Here is a 16,898-nt window from a genome sequence, read left to right as displayed (position 1 = left end):
GCTGATCGACCTGCCCAAGGAATACGGAGGGTGCCGTGAGTGCGATAGAACGTCCGGCACCGATGATTCCGATCTCCTTCGGCGAGCTGGTGGACAAGCTGACCATCCTAGAGATCAAGGTCGAGCGCATCCGCAATCCGGTGCAGCGCCAGCATGCCGAGCGCGAGCGTGCCCTGCTCCAGCAGGTGCTGGAGGCCGCCATGCCCACGGCTGAGGCCGAGATCGGTGCTCTGCGCCAGGAACTGCGCGCGCTGAACCTCGTGCTGTGGGACGTGGAGGACGCGCTGCGCGAAAAGGAACGGGATTCGAGCTTCGACGCCGCCTTCATCGCCCTCGCCCGCAGCGTCTACCGGCACAACGACCAACGCGCGCGCCTGAAGCTGGAGGTCAACAGGCGCTGCGGCTCGGCCCTGGTCGAGGTGAAGTCTCACCCTGGCCTCGAAACGGCCGCGGTGAACGAGTAGCGCATGCCGGGCCGGTGCGGGGCGGTCTGCCTGCACCATGCCCAGCCTTTGCTGTGCAGAACAGCCAGTGCGCCTCCCCGGGGCCGCGCATCGGTAGGACCCGCCCTGGCGACGCCGCCCATCACTCGGTGCGCAGGATGAAAGCTTGGGACCATGCCTGCGCGGCTATTTTTACCCATAGATGCGAACAGGTCTTTCGCTTAGCAAGCACGTCGCGGTATGAGGACTTCCGCAATGGTCGTGGCACGAAGTGCCCCTACCTGTACCGATCTCAACTTAGGGTTCTGCCGCTGCCCATGGATACTCGCAACCTTCTCTCCGGTGTCAGCGAACTGGTCATGGCTGATCTCCCCTCGATCTGCGCCAGGCGCTTCGACGTCAGGTGGAAAGCGGATGGAAGCCCGGTAACCTCTGCCGACCTGATGGTCGAGGAGCGTGTCAGGGCCTACCTTGCGCAGCACATCGCCGACCTGACCTTCATCGGTGAGGAGAGTTTCGACCCCGCCAGTTTCAAGTCCGGCCGGGCGATCGCGCTGCTCGACCCCATCGACGGGACAGAGAACTTCTGCTCGGGCCTGAAGGAGTGGGGGGTGTCCCTGGGACTCTGGCTGGATGGCCAGCACCAGGGCAGCATGCTTCTTCTGCCTGAGTTGAATGAGCGCCTAATGACGGGCGACAAGATCCAGCACATCAAATCACGGATTACAGGCTTTTCCTCGTCCTTCTCAGAGGGCATAATCACGCAAATGCGAGCCGTGCCAGAATCTCGCATCCTTGGCTGTGCCGTATACAATATTTATAACGTGGCGCGTGGCGCCTTCAGCCGCTTCAGCAACCCGAAGGGCGCCTACGCCTGGGACCTTCTCCCTGGCCTGATGCTGGCGCTCGAACAAGGTTGCGAGGTGCTGGTTGACGAGGAGATTTTCGATGGACGCTTTCTGGAGCCGCATCGCCGATATCGCGTCGACATACGCCACCGACACGATCTTCATCCTGGGTAAGGGGCCGTCGGCCGACGCGGTGAAGAAGGAAGTTTATCAGGGCTCCCTCGTCATTGCATTAAACGACGCCGAGCGGATCGCGCCGGCGGATATCTCGATCTTCCACGCGGATTGGGTGAAGCAGGGCCTGGCGGCCTCGGGCTACCGGTCGCGGATGTACATTACATCGACGGATTTCAGTGCGCCGGGCCGGGACGTCCTGCACGCGCCCCACTTGGCGCTGTCGCAGGAATCCTCCGACTTGGTCATGCAGCGCTTCCTGGCAGAAGATTTCGCGATCGAGGACATCCTGTTCTTGTCGGCGCTGAAGATTGCGCGGATCGTGGCGCAGCAGCGCGGCCGGCCGCAGACGGTCTACATGGTCGGCTTCGATTTCACGCCTTCCGCCGGCTACAGTGCCAGCATCGGGACCGACTTTGCGCCGCATCTGTCGGATGAGCGCGAGGCCAAGATTTCGCTGCAGGAATTTTATTTCCTCAATACGCTGTATTTCCTGCAGAACACCGATCTGTCGGTGAAGCATGTTGGCACCCGCGCCTTCAGCGCCTTGTCTCCGGATGGGCTGAACCGCCTGGTTCTGGGCGCGGCCGCGGGGAAGGATGGAGTCCGCTACCAGACCCAGATCGTCGCGGAACTGACCACCAACCATTTTGGCGATCGCGTGCGGCTGGAGAAGATGATTCGTGCCGCGGCCGCGGCCGGCGCCGACGTGATCAAGCTACAGAAGCGCGATGTGCCCAGTTTCTACACGAAGGAACAGCTGACCTCCCCCTATCGCTCGCCGTTCGGCAGCACCTTCGCGGATTACCGGTACGCGCTGGAACTTTCCTCCGAGGATTTCGCCTTCGTCGATCGGCTCTGCACGGAGCTCGGGGTGGAGTGGTTCGCCTCGATCCTCGACAAGCCTTCCTTCGAATTCATGCTGCAATTCTCGCCCCGCATTGTGAAACTGCCTTCGACGATTTCCGAGCATACGGACTACCTGGATTTCGTAGCCGGCAGCTACCGCAAGGCCGTGGTGCTTTCGACCGGCATGACCGACCAATCCTATGAGCGATGGGTGCTGGCAACCTTCACGCGCTGCGAGAAGCTCTACATGATGCAGGCGAATTCCGCCTACCCGACACCCCTGACGGACTGCAATGTTGGCGTGGTGCGGCATTACCAGGCGCTGTCCTTCAAGGACCCCCGCATTGTGCCTGCTTATTCAAGCCATGACTTCGGCTGGAAGGCCTCCGCCATGGCGATCGCCGCTGGCGCGCGGATGATCGAGAAGCACGTCAAGCTCGGCAACACGGAATGGGCGCATTTCGACGCCGTCGCGGTGGACCTGACGACGCCGAAGTTCAAAGAATTTGTAGACGCCCTGCGCGAGGCCGAACTGATCGTCGGCAGCGAGGAGAAGCAAGTGAACGCGAGTGAGCACCACAAGTACCGCCGTACGTATGCGGCTTAGCGTGACAGCGGAGACACACGTGGAATGACGTCTTACATAGGATTTTTGCCGTGCCGCTCTGGTAGCGAGCGTGTTCTTGACAAGAACATGCGGCCGTTTGCCGGATTTCAGAATGGCTTGCTTGAGCTTAAGCTGAAGCAGTTCTCGGCAGTCAAAAGATTTGAAGAAATTATCGTCTCGTCGAATGATGAGCGGGTTTTGGAGTACGCGGAGGCTTATTCTCGTACCATGGATGCCCGCGTCTGTGCAATTCCGCGTCCGGATGAGTTGGGCCGTAGCAGTACCGCAATGGATGACTTCATCGGCTATATCGCGCGCATGGTAGAAGACGGCGTGATAGTCTGGAGCCATGTAACCTCACCATTCATAACAAGCAAAATTTATGACCAGATGATCGATGCCTATGAGCGGTGCGTTGTGGAGGGATTCGACTCACTTGTTACTGTAACAAAAATACACAAGTTTCTGTGGGATGAGAATGGACCGCTAAATTATAATCCTCGGCCAATTAAATGGCCACGCAGTCAAGACATCAAGCCAGTGTTCGAGATAAATCATGGAGCCTATATTATGCCTTTCGAGCTCATGCGTGAAGTAGAAGATCGGGTGGGGCGTAAACCATGCTTTATGCAGCTTCCTGAAGCGGTAGCAATGGATATCGATTGGGAGGAGCAATTTGTCCTGCTTGATCAGATTGCACGTGTAAAGACTGAGTTACATGAGTCGCTTATCTGATGCGAAATCCGGGGAAGATAACAAACTCCGCCGAGCGGTATTGATCGTGATCGTAGTGTGTAGCAAGACTGACCTTTTGTTAGAAAGACTAAATTAAAGTTATTGACGCAGTCTGCTGAACGCGGCAGCTGATCCACCTACAACCAGGTAACTGAGCAAGTGCAGAGCGGTTCATGATGAAATTTGAAAACGTAAATCAGCTTGTGAACTCGCTTGCCCGAATATTCAGTCACGCTCAGAAAGATTTTTCTGCAACAGTCAAGCACACTCTCAACGCCACCGCCGATCTGATTGCTAAAAGACCAAAAGAAACAATGTCGGGCGATTATAATATTATAGGAAAATTTTCCCTACATAATATCAGCGGTGATTGCCTCGTGCTGCGCTGCGATCCGCAACCATGGATCGTTGGACTGCTAATTTTCTCTACTCAGAATCACATATTTTTCTATGCATCCCTTGATAAGATCGTAATGTATTGTGGGGATTCTCATCTCTCAATATCGCGGACAAAAACTCAGAATGAGGAATTTGTAGGTGCTTCCCGAGCGGCATATCGGAATGCGTTAGAAAAAGTGTCGGGCGGCCTCGACGAGTCCGTAGCTAAACCAACTTCAGAAATCTTCTTTGTTTTAAGTAGTGAGCGAATTTACGATATGCTTCAAACGCTCCTCTATGCAGAGTCACGGTTTGGTCCAGCTGGTCTAGATGCGGGGATAAAGTTGTCCTATGTTTCGGTGATTGACAAGTCGTTTGTAACGGCGGACGACTTGGGTAGAATTGGCTTAAGAGACGCGTTAAACTTGCGGGCGTCAGAGGTTCCAGAATTTCGCCGGCAAAACCGGGCAAGTTTTATAGAAAGTCTTGACTGGCATCTGGCGCGTGATTCTCTTGCCGATATACCTTCAATTTCTGATCTTTTTTCTAGACTTTATCCTCAAGATGCCAGCAATGTCATAGAGAAAAATGCGATATTTCTATCGCTTGATCTCGAGAAACGCGTCTGGATCGAGCAGCGAGCGGTCCTTGGTAGCGCGATCAGGAAACTGAAAAAATGCTTTAACATATCAACAATTTATATAAATGGAATGACAGCTCCGGCAAAATTAGATGATTGTGAGGACTTTTTTGGGGAAATCAAACGTCTGGAAGAGGCCTTTATTTTGGATCTCTGCTCCGAAATTTCTGGGGTTGATTTTGTACATCTTCACGGATGCTCTCTTGGAACTAAGGTATCGGCTGCCCGGCATTGTCACTATTTTATATCTCCACTTGGAAGCGCTGCCCTGATTCCCATGTGCAATGGAGTGCCGGGAATTTCATATGGGACCGAATCTTTCGTGAAAACTGGCGTGCAGCTGCTACCTCCTTCATCAGCGCAGGTTTTATTAATTCCGACTGAAAATGTGCGCGCAATTCACGACGATCTATCAGCCATGAAGTATAAGTGGTCGACGAATACGCCGCAAGGAACAAGCTATAGTATTGATGAGGCTTATTTTTTAAGGATACTTGATTCGCATCTTTGTAGCGTCATTGGTGGGTAGACCGATTTTTTCGGCTGGTTACCAGCTAGGCCGACGAAAACTGGGCTTAAATTTTCTGGACTCGGGTAATTCTTGCTGGGATTGCGTAATGATTGGCGAATGCTGGTTGGGATGTGGTTCGTAGATGTCCAATTACGGTTGGAGGCTACAATGGCGTCGCGTCCAGGTAGGCTACGGGCAGGATCTACGGGATCGGGTTTTACCGGCTGATGGCGAGCCGATCCGCGAGGTTGCTAAGCGGTTTTCGGTCAGCCTGTCCGGTGTTTTGAAGGTGCGCGCCCGGTTGCATGAGATGGCGAGCGTGGAGCTCGGCACCAGGTGCCGCCTCGGCTGGCCCTGATGCTCTCTTCACCGCGCACGAGGGCGGCGTCGATGCAACGGTGGCTGAACTGCGGGCATTGACCGAGGCCGAGCATGCCGCGCGCGTCAGCCATCAGGTGATGTGGACGGTGCTCACCCGGCTCGGGCTGACGCTCAAAAGAAGCGGCTTAGTGCGGCCAAGCAGGAGTGCCCCGACATAGCCGAGGCTCGCCGCGCCTGGGCCAAGGTTGCTCCCCGTCTGAACCCAGCCCTGGTGTTCCTCGACGAAACCTTAGCGACGACGAACATGGCGCGCTCCCTTGGCCGAGTACCGGGCGTCGCGCACCTGGTCGTCGCCGTGCCTCACGGCCATTGGCACACCACCACCTTTCTCTGCGGCCTCCGGGTCAGCGGACCCGCGCCACTTTTGCTGGATGGCGCCATCAACGGTTGCGTCTTTCGCGCCTGCTTCGAGCAGATGCTCGCGCCAGCTCTCAGCTCCGGCGACGTCGTCGTCATGGACAACCTCGGCAGCCACAAGGTCGAGGGAGTGCGCGAAGCTATCTAAGCGCAGGGCGCGAGTTGCTCTATCTGCCGCCCTACAGCTCCGATCTGGATCCAATCGAGCTCGCCTTCAGCAAATTCAAGCGCCTAACCGGCTGTTGGATCAGATCTGACGCAGCAAGGAAAGTTGGCGCCCTCTGGGGAACCATCGTCAGACTCCTCGACCGCTTCAGTCTCTCCAAGTGCACTGCCCACTTCCGCCATTGCGGCAATGCACAGTCAGGACGATGGCAGTCTAAGAAGTTCTAGATCGGGTCTGGGAAATTACCTGAGTTTAAAACAAGACTTGACCATTGCGTCACGGGTCGGCTACCAACCCTCATCGCAATCAAGTCAAAGTGATATGGCAAAAATCCTGGTGATCGGCGCCGGTCTTGCCGGGGCTGCCTATGCACGCGAATTCGCCGATTCAGGCCATGAGGTCCGCGTGATCGATCGGCGTGATCATGTGGCTGGTAATTGCTACGACTTCCTGTCGCCCGCCGGGGTCCGGCTTCATCGCTATGGGCCGCACCTCTTCCACACCAGCAACATGCGTGTGGTTGAGTGGCTTTCCCGCTTTACCGAGTGGGAGCCCTACGAGCACCGCGTTGTGGCGCGCCTAGCGGATGGGGCATTGGTGCCGCTGCCAATCAATGTCTGCACCGTCAACGGCGTCTACGGCACCGACATCGGCAGCGCTGAGGCCGTGCAGGCGCTGCTCGATCGCGAGGCTGTCCGGCGGGAGCCGATTGTCAGCGCGGAGGATCATCTCTACGCCACCATCGGACCTCGGCTGACGGAGATGTTCTTTGCGCCCTACACCGAGAAGATGTGGAACCTCCGGCTCTCAGATCTAGACCCCGCAGTGGTGCGTCGCGTGCAGGTCCGCATCGACACCGATGACCGCTACTTCCCCGGGGACAGTTTCCAGGCAATGCCGCGCGCGGGCTACACTGCGATGTTTCAGGAAATCCTGCGCTCCCCGCGGATCGAAGTGGCGCTCGAAACCGCATTCACGCCGGAAATGGAGGCCGACTACGACCTCTGCCTGAACAGCATGCCGATCGACGAGTATTTCGGCTATCGTTTCGGTGAGCTGCCCTACCGCTCGATTCGCTTCCACCACTCTGACCATCCCGTGTCCGAGGCGCCGAGCCATGTGACCATCAACTACACCGACCGCGGCCCGCACACGCGCGAGACTTGGTGGCACAACATCCCGGGCCATCGTGGCGATGCCATGCGCAGCGCGGTACGAACCGTTGAGGAGCCCTGCGACTACCGCGACAACAACTACGAGCGGTACTACCCGGTGAAGACGCTGGATGGCCGCTATGACGATGTCTATCGCCAGTACCAGGCCCTTGCCGCGGACCGTTCAAGTCTTCGGTTTATCGGGCGATGCGGCACGTATCAGTACCTCGACATGCATCAGGTTCTCAATCAGTCACTGATCGGGGCTGAGAAGCTCCTTGAGAAAGGCAGGCCAGTCGTTCCATGAGCACCGGGCAAGACGCTCCACTAATAACCTGTGTCGTCTGCGCATTTAACGAAGGTCCGGCATTGCGGGTCAGCCTTGAATCCCTCGCGGCGCAGTCCTTTGAAGATTTCGAAGCCCTGGTCATTGATGACGGTGCCGATGCCGGGACACAGGAGGTTCTGCGCCAGCTTCCGGACTCCAGGTTCAAGCTGGTGCGCCAAGCCAACGACGGCCTTTCATCGGCGCGCAACAGGGGTATAAAGCTGGCGCGCGGCCGCTACACTTGTTTCCTGGATGGCGACGATAGCAGGCCGCCATGGGCCTTCAAGGCGGCTGCGAAAATCCTCACGCAGCAAGAGCCCGATGCGCTGTTCTGCGCCGGCCTGCTTTCGGAATTGCGCGGCGAAATTCTGCCGTTTTACGATCTGCCGATCATTAAAAATCTATGCCAAGGTGCGCCTTCCGCGTTCGCAAAAATGGGGCAGCCGGGTTTCGGCGAGTTGCTGCCGCATCTGCTGCTGATTGAGCCTCAGGCCGCCAACAAGTTCGTCTCATCAAGTTTGCTGAAGTCGCAGGGACTGGTGTTCCCCAACGGGCACCTTTTCGAGGATATGCTGTTCCACAGCGGCCTTGTGGCAAGCGTGGGGTCTTTTGCCGTAACCTCGATCCCTTCTTTTACCTACTATCGCCGCTATGGTCGCGCCCAGATCACGGCGAGCGCCGGCGACAACCGCCTGGACGCAGTCGCGGTTGCAAAGATGTCCTTAGAGACCTTCGCGGAGAGCGGGCGCTTCTCGAACGTGCTGATGCGCGCCGCGCTGATGATTTCCGCGTTCCGCTTGCTGCGCTGGTGCGAAGAATGCATCTCCCACGCCTATCGCTACCAGTTCCACGAAGCCCTGATCTACCTCGTTGAGTCGCTTGATCCAGCCTATCTGCGCGCGCTCAAGCCCTATGCGGCTTCCGGCTTGCCCTATGGCGAGGTCGTCCCGTTCATTCTTGGTCTGCGGCGCGAGGCGGCGGAGCGGAATCCGGCTGGTGTCGATGCTGTTGCTCTCGAAGGGGTTTTGTGATGGTCCGATATACCTTCGAGTACCTGGCTGATGCGAATGCAGGCACGACTTCCGTCAATTTCGTGCGGGACAGGCTGAACACGCCGCTCCATCTCTCGTTGCGAGCAAAAGACGGAGTGATCGTGCTCAGCTCGAAGCGTGAGGGGGCGTGGGGGGCGGAACATCGCGCGCCGCTGAAGAGCGGGAATGGGCATACCTATGTCCTTGATCTGGAGCTGAACGAGTATGATGTGAGCCTCGCCGTCGATGCACTGCCGGTCCTGCAGGTTCGTCTGGATGAGCCGGTTACTGTGGACTGCAAGCTGCGCACCGTGCTTCCAGTGACGGTGGCCTATGTCGCCGCGGCTGACACGCTCAAAGATCCTGTTGCGCCCATGCAGGAGCCGCGCGCGGTCTTCCTCGGCGGCGAGAGCTTTACCTTCCACGACATCGCGGTCGAAGATTCCGAGTTTATCACGGGTACACTGGGAACGTTCCTCGCCACCCAGGTTCTAACGCCAGCCGACGGTGTCTTGCTCGACATGAGTCGCACGGCCGGTGCAGCCGGCTGCGTCCTGCAGGCCCATTTTCCGCGTGGCATGGTCGCCATCGTTCTGCCCGAGAGCGAGCATGCCCGGGCGCGTGCGAACTTGGCGCGCAATGGGATAAGCGGGCCAATCCTGGTGACCGAAGCGGATGCCTCGGCCGCCCTTGGCAGCGCGATCGTGCCGTACCGCGTTGCGGAGGGCGCGCGTGTGCCCGTCGTTATGGATGGTCAGCTTGGCCAACTGGACGTTGCACCTGTGGAGATCGGGACGCTGCTCGGTACGCGCCCCTTAGCGGCGATCATCGGCCGCGACCTGTTCCAACCTGGGGCGCCCTGCCTCAGTACGCTTCAGACCTTTCTGAAGAAGTCCGCGGCTGCTATCTGCAGCGTCGAGCGCAGCCTCGACAAGGCCATGTCTTTCAACCTACTGCAGGGCCCGCAGCGCGACATCAAGATCAACTTTCTTGACTCGCCCTGGACGCTCCGACGCAATCGACTTGGTGCATCTACGCCGCTGGAAGATCGGTTGGACATTGGCGTCGCGATGTACAATACCGGCGCCTACATTGTGCCCTGCATCGAAAGCCTGCTAGCCGACGACCGGAACGATGTTCGCGTGGTGCTCGTCGATGATGGCTCCACCGACGACTCGCTCCATCACGTCACTGCGGCCTTCGGCGACCATCCTCGCCTTACTGTGGTGACTAAGCCAAATGGTGGCTGCGCTTCGGCGCGCAACTATGCCCGCGTGATATCTGACGCGGCATACATCGCCTTCGTTGATGCCGACGACTTCGTTGATCCGAAGATGTTCCCGGCGCTGCTTGATCTCGCGCGCGTGAGTGGCAACGAGATTGTGCAGGGCGGGTTCTGCTTCCATGAAGATGGCACAGGCGAGCAGCGCCAGAGTTATGAGGTGAACCAGTTCAAGGACTGGATCCGTATGCCCTTCCGCGGCCAAACCTGCTTCCGAGCGCAGGCAGAGCTGCTAATCCCGGGCCAGCCAACGATCTGGCGACGTGTGTATCGTCGGGACTTCCTGGACAACAAGAATCTCTGGTTCCCGGAACACATCCGTGCCTTCGACGATATGATCTTCCACCAGATGTCCGTCTATCTTGCACGGGATGTACTTACCGTTGACGGCCTACAATACTATTATCGGCAGCATGCCGCGCAGGATATCAAGCAGGGCGACGAGCGGCATTTCTACGAGTTGGAGATGTACCGCATGCTGGCCAAACGTGCCGTTCGCGAGGGCTGGAACAATTTTCACCTCTTCGTCCCTTCGCTGGTCAACACCATCAACTGGTCCCTGAACTCAATCCGTGACGATTTGGTGCAACCATTCATCCAAGGCGCCGCAGAACTCTGGGTGATGCTGGAGCGCGCCTTTGGCCAGGGCACCATTCGCACCTCCGCGATTGCTCAGGTGCGCCATGCCGACTTCACACCGGCTGTTGAGATGCGCCGCCGACGTTTCGCCAGTTCGAACATCGGCTTCGGCGCCGTCTATCTCGACGCAATGCTGATGCATCCCAGCACCTTGATCATGGGCCGACGTCTCGCCAGCCCGCTCGCGGCGACATGACCAATTTGCCGTGACGATGCTTTCGGAGAGCGCGAGACCAAGCCCTGGATCTCCCGGCCAGCACTGCCGAGGCATCGCTCGGCGTGCCCGATGGCACGGCCTTAAATTAAGGGTGCGAGTCTGCGGGACCTCCGCCGGCGCCTCCCACTGGCCGGGTTTTACTCCGCCCGCAGCAACACTACGCCGCCGCTCCAGTGGCCGACTTTCCCTCCGCCGCACACACCCCTGACTGCCGGGCCGCGATCAGCGCATGTCGAGCGCACCTTCGGCTGGATGATCCGCTGGCGCCGCCTCGTCCGCGACTACGAGAAGCGCCTCGACGTGTCCGAGGCCATGATCCACGTCACCATGGGCGCGCTGCTACTCCGCCGCGTCGCCCATCGGTGATTCTCAAACGGACACTAAGCACCTTGCTGCCAGGGCGACCCTTCGGGGCGCCCTGAGGTTCGTGCATCTTTCGATGCACGAGCCGGCTATTATCCAACGCGCCTTAAAGCAGGTTGTCAGCCTCGAAGTTCACGACGAGCCGAGGACCGACGCCGTCCAGATCGAACGGATTGGCCACTCTCGAGCCGCTGCCGGTAATAAGGAATCCCAGGGCTTCCGTAGTCTCGAGCCCATCGCTGCCAATCACGTCCTCGATGAGGCCGGAGATGTCAGCAGAGCGGTAGATTTGCCCGGCCGTCCACGCCTCGACATTCTGCCAAGCCACCGTTTCCGGCAGATAGCTTCGAGTGCCCGGGTTGTTCGTCGTGGTGTACCCGACCGCCGTCTCCGAATTCTCGATGGCGATCTGGAAGCTTGCGGCTGCCGCGTTGCTCTCCAGCGCCTTGAACTCGAAGTAGGCACTTTCAATCACGGCCCCCTCCGGGATGTCGAGCCCGGTGAAGCGCAGGCCGACATACTGGGTTTGACTGCCGTTGAGGCCCAGTTCCAGATCCTGGCTCCCTGCCCCACCGGACTGCTCCCAGTCTCCCGCCGAATTCGCGATGGTAACGGAAATCGACGCGGGGTTGGTGGGATTGCCACCGCTTCCCGAGACGGTGAAGTCGAACTCCTGCACCCCGAGTGTCTGGCCTTGCGCACCTGTCGAGGCGAAGGCGGTCGCCCGCAGCGTGTATTCGCCTGCCACGAGCGCCGATCCGCTATAGGTGTAGTCGAAGGGTGTGAGGTTCTCGACCTGGGAGCCGATCACGCTGCCCGACCCATTGAGCAGCTGGATGAGCACCGAAGCCGCCGAGCCACTTTCGAGAACGCCGGAGAATTTCGGCGTACTGCCGAGCGAGGACAGGGTGTAGCTGTCGCCATTCTCCAGGTCCGTATCGACGAAGCCGCCTGTGCCGATTACCTGGAAGGTCAGGGATGGGCCGGTTGGCTGCGCCGCGATGGTCAACGCGAAGCTGTCCGTCGCCACGTTTCCATCGTCATCAGCCGCCGAGACCGAGATGGCATAGACGCCTTCCGCCATCCCCGGCACCAGCGTGAAGACGCCGGTGGCGGGATTGAAGGTCAGGCCGTCCACCAGGACGCTGGGGATCGCGGCGCTCAGGGTCAGGGCATCGCCATCGAGGTCGCTGAAGGTGCCGGCCGGAACCTGGATGGTCCCACCTACTCCGGCGACCAGCGTCACGTCGTCGATCGGATCCGCCACGACCGGAACCGTCGGCCCCTCCGGCACGAAGGTCGAGTTCGGTGCCGAAACTCCCGGCGCATTGCCCTTGTAGAGCTCCCAGAAGTCAAGGTGATATCCCTGTGATCGGCCCGCGAAGGTCAGCGTGTTCACCCCGGCCTCGAGGCTGAACACCGCCGTGAAGTTGGCCTGGGCATCGGACGCGCTGTCGATCTGGTTCGCGTAGCCCCAGGTCCCGGTGTTAGGGCCGCCAAACAGCTTGACGAAGCCGGAGCTGGAAACCGCCGGGGTCTGGTTCACGAGATATTCGGAAGAGTTCTCGTTCATCCGGACCCAGACGTCATTCTGCTGGTCGCTCGGCTGGCCAGGGTCGCGCGAGGCCCGCAGCCGCAAGGTGTAGTTTCCGGCCTGTCCTTCCGGCACGACGAACTCGAAGGGCAGGAAGCTGTTGGTCTCCGGGTTGTTGATCGCGATGCTCGAAGGCGAGCCCCAGAGGTAGTAGCCGGCACCCTGGAACCCGGTCTGGTAGCCGTTCGCATCCACCCCATCCACGAAGGACCACTTGCCGCCCGGGTCCTGTCCGAGGACGTTCGCATCCTCGAACTGCACCTTGAAGGTCACGTTGCTGCCGCTGACCGTCGGCGTGAAGTAGCCGTCGGCCGCCTGTGCCGGAGGAGATCCACTGGGTGGCGTGGTTGCCCCGCCCACCACGGCCGAGCCGTTGTTGGCCAGGTAAATGGGGTCGGAGACCGGCCCAATGGCCAGCTTCGAAGCCGGGTTGACGACCGCCGCCGTGAAGCCGAGCTGCAGCTTGGCAAAGTCCGGCACGCCGGAGTTGCCGTTCGGCACGTTGTTGTAGGCGAACAGCGCACCGACATCGATGGACCCGGATGCCGGCACGATGATGTCCAGCGTCTGGAATTCGGCAGCGTTGTTGGCCTTGAACGCATAGGCGTCCAACCGGTCCGTGACCAACTGGTCCACCGTGGTGTTCGAGACCGTGGCCGTGTTGCCAACGGGATCGAAACCCTTGGTCATCACCACACGCACCGTGGCGCCCGCGGGACCACTGACGACGACGCTCGGTGGCGTTCCGCCGTAGCTGCCGGAACCGCCATCGCCAATACCGTTGATCGTCAGGCTGGCCACGGGCGCCAGATCGAGATCGATCGCCTGCGTGATGAGAGCCTGCGATCCGGCCTGGCTGGTATCACCGAACAACTGGCCCTGGGCGAAGGTCCCATCCGAGAACATCACGGTGATCCGGGAGCCAATGAGTTCGGCGCCCGAGGTTCCGCCGACGTCCCAGTTGGGCACGTCGAAGCTGTCCACGGTGGTCTTCTTCAGGCCGGCGATCGAGTTTGGATCCATGTCGCCCGCGAAGGCCGCTGTGTCGCCCTTGGCGAAGCCGTCGCCGGCCTCACCGAACTTCAGCAGCAGTCCGCGCCAACCACCATCTGCCCCCTTGCCGGAGTCCTGCTTGTCCGCTGCGAACAGCGGGTTAAAGCCGGATCGGGCCGCCAGGAAGAAGTGCTCGTAGCCGAATGGGGCCAAGGCCGAAGCGTCACTTCCCGAAGCGAAGGAGAAGTCCTTCGACACGTCGTCGCCGCCTGACCCGTCGTCGTCGAAGATCATGTCTGGATAGAGTGCGTCCCGCACGTCGATGAAAACCGCCGCGATCTTCTTGTCGCCGGTGTTCTCCAGCTGGAAGGAGTTCGCGCCGAAGTTCGAGGTCTGGATGCTGTTGTTCCCGGGCAGGATCTTCAGCACCGCCGACCCCAAGGTACCGGTCGCATAGGTATCCGTCGTGGTGACGCCGCCGGCGCTGCCGATGATGTCCAGGACATCCGATGCCGGATCATCCGCGGGGTCGTTCTGCACCCCGATGACGAAGTCCTGCGTCAGCGAACCGTCCTTGTCGGTTGCGGTAACCGCGACCGAGATGGCGGTCTGCGCCTCGAAGTCGAGCGCCTGGCCCGCCTTGAGCTTGAGTTGCCCGCCGACAATCTCGAAGCGCTGGTCGCCCACGCTCAGGGCGACCGCATCGCCATCGGGCTCAGTCACGGTGACCGTCCCAATGATGGCGCCCGCCTGGTTCTCGTTCACCGTCGCGTTGGACAGGGTGATGGCACTCGGCCCGCCCAGCGCGACGCCATCGGCCTTCACCTCGACATAGTCGAACTTGGCCAGGAACGGTGTGCCCGAGCCGTTGCTGTGGGTGACACCGATCCCGACAGCCTGGGCCGGATCGGCAAGCGCCGCCTCGAGGTCGCCCACGAGGTCGAGGTTGAGGGTCACCGGGGCCACGCCCGTCACCGGCACGCTGTTCGCATCGAGCATAGTGGCCGTTGCGATGGCCGTGGCATTGCCTGCCTCGTTCACGTTGACCTCGATGACCAGCTTCAGCTTGGCCACCAACGTCCCGGCATCCGTGCCGAACAGCTTGAAGCCGGCCGGTAGGTTGCCGTTGACCTTGGTTTCGGCGTCGTTGTTCCGGTAGGAGAACTCGAAGTTCCCGCCGACATTGCCGGTCACGAACTTCACGAAATCCGTGCTGTCCAGGCTGATGGCCAGGCCGAGCTGCTTGAAGCTGGCCTTTGCCTCGGTTCCGAAGGGATTCTCGATCACGGTCTCCACCGTGAAGCCGCCGCCCCGCTTGATGCCGAAATGGTAGTCGTTCTGCGGATTGTTCGTGCCGCCGGTGTCGCCACTGGTGGTCGGCACCACGAGCTGGCCGCCGGCGACATAGCCTGCGCCGGTATCCTTCTGGTAGCCGGCCGTCCCAGTGGTGCCCTGCATGACGCCGGTGAAGCCGTTCTGGAACGGCGTGCCCGCGGTGTCGAAATCGAGCCGAACCGCCTGCCCATCGGCCAGCACCTGGCCGTTCTGCGCGTCGAAGTAGAAGACATCCGTCGTGTTCAAGATGCCGTCGCCGTCGATATCCGGATCAGCGTTGTTGGCCGCGCCATCGGCGTCGAGATCCTCCTCCGGCGCCAGGCCGCCACCCCCAGGCTGCGTTTCGTCCAAATCCGTGACGGTGATGGCGATCTGCTGCGAGGCAGTTGCCACGCCGTCCGTCACCGTCACCGTCACGTCGTAGACATTGTTGCCGCCCACATCAGCAGGCGCCTCGAAGTCGGGGGCTCCGACGAAGCTCAGCACGCCCGCCTGGCTGATGGCGAACAACGCTTGATCCGGGCCGGTCAGCCCGAAGGTCAACGCGTCTCCATCCTGGTCCATCGCGGTGAAGGATGCGACCGTGGTGGCATTCTCCGCGACGCTGACGGTCGCAGGCCCGGACAGTGTCGGTGCCGTATTCTCCGTGACCGGTGGCGTCGGCTCACGCACCTGGAAGTAGTCCGCCTTCCAGATGAACTCGTCGCCGCCGAAGTGGCTCGACGTCACGCCGACGCCAATCGCCGTCGCCGCATTCTGCAGCGCCGCCGCGAGGACGGCGTTGATGGGCAGGGTGCCGACGGTGACCGATCCGTTCGGCAGCACGTTCCCCGCTGCATCCAGCAGCGTCAGCACCGCGGTGCCGGTGGACGTCGCGCCGGCCGTCGCAACCAGCAGTTCGAGCTTCGCTTTGGCGAAGGTCGTTAGTGTAAAGCCGCCGGGGTAGGCCGCCTTGATCTGCGTTCCACTGTCCTGGCTGAATTCAACGCCCGGGCCACCGCCGGGGGCACCGGGCGAGCCGAACACGAACTTCATGAAGGCGTCGCTGTTCAGGCTCAGCTGAAGGCCGACCTGCTCGAAGTTGTTCGCGACCTCGCCCGTGTTGAGGAAGGGGTTGTCGAACACCGCCTCCAGTGTGAAGGACGCGTTCCGGATTCCCAGCTGGTAGTCGTCCTGAGGGTTGTTGGACGTACCCGTGTCGCCGAGGGTCGTCGTGACGACCAGCTTGCCGTCCTCGACGCGACCGGCGCCGGTTTCCTTCTGGTAGCCGGCAACGGCAGTCGTGCCCTGCATGACGCCAGTAAAGCCGTTCTGGAACGGTGTTCCATTGGTGTTGAAGTCCAGCCGCACCGTCTCGCCCACCGCCAGGGTCCGGCCGTTCTGCGCATCGTAGAAGAACAGGTCGGTTGCGTTGGGCGTGCCATCCCCATCAATGTCGAGATCGGCGCTGTTAACAGTCCCGTCGTTGTCCAGGTCGCCATCCGGCCCTAGCCGAGCGACCGGGTCAGGCGTGAAGTCCAGGGTGATCGGCGCAGCCAATGTCTCGGCGACAGGATTTGCGCCGGACGATGCATCGGTGACCGCTCCCGCGGCGACCACCACGGTATAGTCGCCGGTGACCCAGCCTGTGCCGGCTGGGGTGATGGAATAGGAGGCAACACCCGCCCCTGCGCTAAAGCCCGTGAAACTGACGGTACCTGTCGGCACGCCGTTGAGAAGCAGGTTCAGGTCATCATTGCCGAGAGTCGCCGCATCAAGGCCCGAAGCATCGGCATAGGTGACGCTGACAAGGAAGGCATCGGTGGCGACGTCCGGCGCGGTCACGGCAAGCGATGCCGTGGGCGCGGCGGTATCCTCCTCGCTGGCGGTCCGA

The 16,898-nt window shown here is 60.4% G+C and carries 10 protein-coding genes; 9 read left to right on the top strand and 1 reads right to left on the bottom strand.

Translation table 11 applies throughout. The features are described 5' to 3' along the window. Window positions 1-62: 62 nt before the first annotated feature. From ACFHPP_RS25425 to ACFHPP_RS25385, 9 genes are all read left to right on the top strand, one after another. Window positions 63-464, top strand: coding sequence for a DUF6165 family protein (locus ACFHPP_RS25425; RefSeq protein WP_437166051.1), 402 nt, complete (start codon window positions 63-65; stop codon window positions 462-464). Between the two features lie 296 nt (window positions 465-760). Beyond that, on the top strand, window positions 761-1,465 hold the full coding sequence (locus ACFHPP_RS25420) for an inositol monophosphatase family protein (protein WP_437166040.1): 705 nt from the start codon (window positions 761-763) through the stop codon (window positions 1,463-1,465). After that, entirely contained in the window at window positions 1,392-2,921 is a 1,530-nt protein-coding gene (locus ACFHPP_RS25415) for an N-acetylneuraminate synthase family protein (RefSeq protein WP_437166039.1), read from the top strand. The genes ACFHPP_RS25420 and ACFHPP_RS25415 overlap by 74 nt, the downstream gene beginning before the upstream one ends. 24 nt (window positions 2,922-2,945) lie before the next feature. After that, window positions 2,946-3,656, top strand: coding sequence for a cytidylyltransferase domain-containing protein (locus ACFHPP_RS25410; RefSeq protein WP_437166038.1), 711 nt, complete (start codon window positions 2,946-2,948; stop codon window positions 3,654-3,656). A gap of 173 nt (window positions 3,657-3,829) precedes the next feature. Beyond that, the gene (locus tag ACFHPP_RS25405) at window positions 3,830-5,203 is read left to right on the top strand and encodes a hypothetical protein (RefSeq protein WP_437166037.1); all 1,374 of its coding nucleotides are present in this window, start codon (window positions 3,830-3,832) and stop codon (window positions 5,201-5,203) included. 574 nt (window positions 5,204-5,777) lie between these two features. After that, entirely contained in the window at window positions 5,778-6,071 is a 294-nt protein-coding gene (locus ACFHPP_RS25400) for a transposase (RefSeq protein WP_437166036.1), read from the top strand. Between the two features lie 339 nt (window positions 6,072-6,410). After that, window positions 6,411-7,550, top strand: a complete 1,140-nt coding sequence (locus tag ACFHPP_RS25395; RefSeq protein WP_437166035.1) for a UDP-galactopyranose mutase — start codon at window positions 6,411-6,413, stop codon at window positions 7,548-7,550. Beyond that, window positions 7,547-8,602, top strand: a complete 1,056-nt coding sequence (locus ACFHPP_RS25390) for a glycosyltransferase family 2 protein (RefSeq protein WP_437166034.1) — start codon at window positions 7,547-7,549, stop codon at window positions 8,600-8,602. Before ACFHPP_RS25395 ends, ACFHPP_RS25390 begins: the two co-directional genes overlap by 4 nt. Next, a complete protein-coding gene (locus tag ACFHPP_RS25385; protein WP_437166033.1) occupies window positions 8,602-10,719 on the top strand; it encodes a glycosyltransferase in 2,118 nt (705 codons plus the stop codon). The genes ACFHPP_RS25390 and ACFHPP_RS25385 overlap by 1 nt, the downstream gene beginning before the upstream one ends. Before the next feature lie 490 nt (window positions 10,720-11,209). Here the strand turns inward: ACFHPP_RS25385 and ACFHPP_RS25380 are convergent, their stop codons facing one another. Next, a complete protein-coding gene (locus ACFHPP_RS25380; RefSeq protein ID WP_437166032.1) occupies window positions 11,210-16,849 on the bottom strand; it encodes a hypothetical protein in 5,640 nt (1,879 codons plus the stop codon). Window positions 16,850-16,898 lie beyond the last annotated feature (49 nt).

The sequence above is a fragment of the Falsiroseomonas sp. E2-1-a20 genome (genome assembly GCF_051433195.1).
Taxonomy (GTDB): domain Bacteria; phylum Pseudomonadota; class Alphaproteobacteria; order Acetobacterales; family Acetobacteraceae; genus Falsiroseomonas.
Note: the sequence above shows the minus strand (reverse complement) of the source record. Positions and strands in the feature narration are given on the sequence as shown.

Excerpts from the sequence above, each read along its gene's own strand:
- ACFHPP_RS25405 (WP_437166037.1), top strand. The coding sequence starts at position 3,830 with ATGATGAAATTTGAAAACGTAAATCAGCTTGTGAACTCGCTTGCCCGA.
- ACFHPP_RS25395 (WP_437166035.1), top strand. The coding sequence starts at position 6,411 with ATGGCAAAAATCCTGGTGATCGGCGCCGGTCTTGCCGGGGCTGCCTAT.
- ACFHPP_RS25385 (WP_437166033.1), top strand. The coding sequence starts at position 8,602 with ATGGTCCGATATACCTTCGAGTACCTGGCTGATGCGAATGCAGGCACG.
- ACFHPP_RS25425 (WP_437166051.1), top strand. The coding sequence starts at position 63 with ATGATTCCGATCTCCTTCGGCGAGCTGGTGGACAAGCTGACCATCCTA.
- ACFHPP_RS25415 (WP_437166039.1), top strand. The coding sequence starts at position 1,392 with ATGGACGCTTTCTGGAGCCGCATCGCCGATATCGCGTCGACATACGCC.
- ACFHPP_RS25390 (WP_437166034.1), top strand. The coding sequence starts at position 7,547 with ATGAGCACCGGGCAAGACGCTCCACTAATAACCTGTGTCGTCTGCGCA.
- ACFHPP_RS25410 (WP_437166038.1), top strand. The coding sequence starts at position 2,946 with ATGACGTCTTACATAGGATTTTTGCCGTGCCGCTCTGGTAGCGAGCGT.
- ACFHPP_RS25420 (WP_437166040.1), top strand. The coding sequence starts at position 761 with ATGGATACTCGCAACCTTCTCTCCGGTGTCAGCGAACTGGTCATGGCT.